The sequence below is a fragment of the Paraburkholderia ribeironis genome, assembly GCF_900019265.1.
In the GTDB taxonomy this organism is placed as follows: Bacteria; Pseudomonadota; Gammaproteobacteria; order Burkholderiales; family Burkholderiaceae; genus Paraburkholderia; species Paraburkholderia ribeironis.
The window spans coordinates 1-2,933 of sequence record NZ_CYGX02000089.1 but is presented as its reverse complement, the minus strand read 5'-3'; the positions used below and the strand labels follow the sequence as shown (position 1 = coordinate 2,933).

Here is a 2,933-nt window from a genome sequence, read left to right as displayed (position 1 = left end):
GAACTGGCGAACGTCAAACATGTGTTCGTCAAGGCTGCGGCACGGGTGAACAACCGGGCAGAGAATAGCCATCAGCCTACGCGTGAACGTGAGCGGCGCATGCGCGGATTTCGCGACCCGAAGCGCACGCAGGCTTTTCTCTCGGGCTTCGACCCGATCCGGCAGCACTTCGCGCTCAAGCGACACTTGCTGCGCGCTTCGCTCTATCGCAAACAACTCGCATCCCGATTCGCTGCGTGGCGCGAATTCACCGGCATGGCTCAAAATCCGTCGACAGTCTCCTGAGCGATTGACTCTTCGCCCTAGTCCGTGCCACTGCCGACAAGTTGACAGTGCCGTCCGGATACGTCATGTTGAGGTAGGGAGTTTGGTAAGACATGCGAGGCTCCGCACAAGGTTGTGCTGGTCCAGGTGGACCGGCACAACCCAGCCTACGGAGCGCCATCAGAAGTCAAGCGGATCGAGCTTCAGTGATCGTTGTGCGAAGGCGCGTGACTGTGCGATGACTCACGAGACCAAGGATCCGGCTTGTGTCTTCGTTTGAGCGGCCGGCGAGGAGCAGGCGCCTCGCAAAGGTATTGCGAAGCACGCGGGGACTCATATCGGGAGCCCGAAAGCCGATCGATTCGAGCGCATCCCGGACTACTGTCCCCAACAGCACATCATTGACGGCTTTCCCACCGGCTGGCGCCGGAAACAGCGGCACATCCGCCTGCGTGACGGGATCAACCCCCATCCATGCGGTCAGTGCAGGCAGAGCAAAGTCGGCGATCGCGACGATTCGGGAGTCCCGGGGGCCGCGTTTGGCGACTGACACGTGCGGCCTTATTCCGTCGACTACGAGATGGTGCCGCAACGTATGGCGCAATTCCGCGGCAGTCACCCCTGCTCCGAGGAGCAGGGCGACGATCGCCCGATTGCGAATCGCACGCTTGTCGTCTTCCGGGCCAGGCTGAGCCCACCCCTGCAACTGAAGGTCAGAATCCGGATCCAGAAAAAGGGGCAACGGATCATCCTCCGGCCAGTGTCCGAAGGCAGCGAAGGCGGTCGCAGGGTTGCCATCGCGCACGCTAGCCTCGACCAGCTCGCGACAGAGCCTGTCCAGCATCCTGGCGTATCGCAATCGGGTCGTCGTGCCGGGTGCGCACCTGGCCTCGACATTGTTGAAGAAGGACTCGATGTGCTCGGTGCCGAATGTCGCCAGCGATAGACCGTGCGCAACAAGGTGCCGTAGAAAACGCTCAAACATCGCGGCGTGCTGCAGTCGCGAGCGAGCCGAAAAAGGCTTCCTGTCGGCACCAACAGCATCAAACTCCTGCCATTGTCGGTAGGCGTCTGAAGGTGCAGTAATCCAGAGACAGGGCGTATCCATACGGTCTTATATACTGAATTAGCGTCTTTCGCACCTCCCCGCGACTCTTCGAGTCGTCAAATCGACTATAGCGGGAAGTGATCAACTCAGCCATTAGTTCTGCGTACCATCGGATTCCGATCGCGTCATATCACCGTACGCGACGGCGCATCGAGTCAAGTCATCGGGGAAAGGAGGAAGTCATGCTCGCGTCGAATCACTGGCGGGAACACGTCGCCAATGACATGCACACGTGCTGCCCGGCGTGTGCCCCGACAGACGTGTCAATCGGCGCATGCGCGATTGGTAGCATCACTTCGATCAGGAACATGGGTGCGCTCGACGCAGACGGTGACGACTTCGGGCCGCGCGTGCTGCGGAGCCTGGCCGAACAATGTGGCCAAGGTTGCAGTTCACGACTCAGGCCGCCATGCGATGTTCGTAGTACGGTCTATGGCGGTCGTCCAGAATCGCGTACTGAGCCGTGAGATTGTTGGGTTCGGGGCAGAGCCAGGCGTCGATATTCTCCGGCTTGATCGGGATGATGCAGCGGTCATGGCCTGCGGCGGCAATCTCCGGCGGCGGATCATCAGTGATGGCCGCGAAGGAAAGCAGATCAGGTTGACCGGGGCTTTGCCAATGCGGTTGTGATGCAAATAGCGCTCAACGGATCGGTTAGAGTGTCGCCCTGACCGATTTGAGGAGCCGCGATGAACAAGCTGAAGAGTCTGGACGGGCTATTCGCCGGCCGTCATTTTGAGCGTGAGGTGATCATTCTTTGTGTGCGCTGGTATCTGCGCTACAAACTCAGCCTGCGCGATCTCGTCGGGATGATGGCTGAGCGAGGGTTGTCGCTGGCTCACACGACGATTCTGCGTTGGGGGCGCCGCTATACGCCCGAGTTCGTCAAGCGCTGGAACCATTTTGCCACGTCTGCGGGACGGTCGTGGAGGGTTGACGAGACGTACCTGAAGATCCGGGGCAAATGGGTTTATCTATATCGGGCGGTGGATCGGGACGGCCAGACGGTAGACTTCATGCTCAGGGCAAAGCGCGATGTGGCTGCGGCAAAAGCCTTTTTCGGCAAGGCGGTCAAACATCAAGGCCGGCCACCGGAGACGGTCACCCTCGATGGGTATGCCGCGTCGCACCGGGCCGTGCGTGAGATGAAAATTGACGGCCTGCTTCCCGAGGACACGAAGGTGCGCTCTTCGAAGTATCTCAAAAATCTGATCGAACAGGACCATCGTCACATCAAGTCAAGAACGAACGTGATGCCTGGATTCAAACGGTTCAGAAGTGCCGCGATCACGATTTCAGGCATCGGGTTGATGCATCGCATTCGCAAGGCGCAGTTCGACCTCTGCGCGCTCAGGCTCAGCGATACCACCGCGCCCTCGGTTTGGAACGCCCTCCTGTTCAATCGATAAGGTATCCAAATCGATAAAGATTATTTCGACCACGCTACCTATTTGCATCGGAGCCAGCTGAAAGACATTGACGGATTGTTCGACGGGCGCCACTTCGATCGCGAAGTTATTGTCCTTTGCGTGCGCTGGTACGCGCGTTACAAGCTCAGCTT

At 59.1% G+C, this 2,933-nt stretch carries 3 protein-coding genes and 2 pseudogenes; 3 read left to right on the top strand and 2 right to left on the bottom strand.

Annotated elements, in window-relative coordinates:
* A partial coding sequence (locus BN2475_RS29490; protein WP_342744664.1) for a DDE-type integrase/transposase/recombinase occupies positions 1-285 on the top strand: 285 nt, incomplete at its 5' end.
* Positions 286-451: 166 nt separating this feature from the next.
* Here BN2475_RS29490 and BN2475_RS29485 read toward each other — a convergent pair.
* Both BN2475_RS29485 and BN2475_RS35920 read right to left on the bottom strand, forming a co-directional pair.
* Positions 452-1,372, bottom strand: a complete 921-nt coding sequence (locus BN2475_RS29485; RefSeq protein WP_094782950.1) for a tyrosine-type recombinase/integrase — start codon at positions 1,370-1,372, stop codon at positions 452-454.
* Between the two features lie 399 nt (positions 1,373-1,771).
* A pseudogene (locus BN2475_RS35920) lies at positions 1,772-1,990 on the bottom strand (SOS response-associated peptidase family protein); the annotation flags it as partial.
* A 71-nt stretch (positions 1,991-2,061) separates the two neighbouring features.
* On the opposite strand from BN2475_RS35920, the gene BN2475_RS29475 reads away from it, so the two are divergent.
* Positions 2,062-2,781 carry an IS6 family transposase gene (locus BN2475_RS29475; protein WP_094782949.1) on the top strand — a complete coding sequence of 240 codons (720 nt, stop codon included), beginning with the start codon at positions 2,062-2,064 and terminating at the stop codon, positions 2,779-2,781.
* A 42-nt stretch (positions 2,782-2,823) separates the two neighbouring features.
* Positions 2,824-2,933, top strand: a pseudogene (locus tag BN2475_RS35915) (IS6 family transposase); the annotation flags it as partial.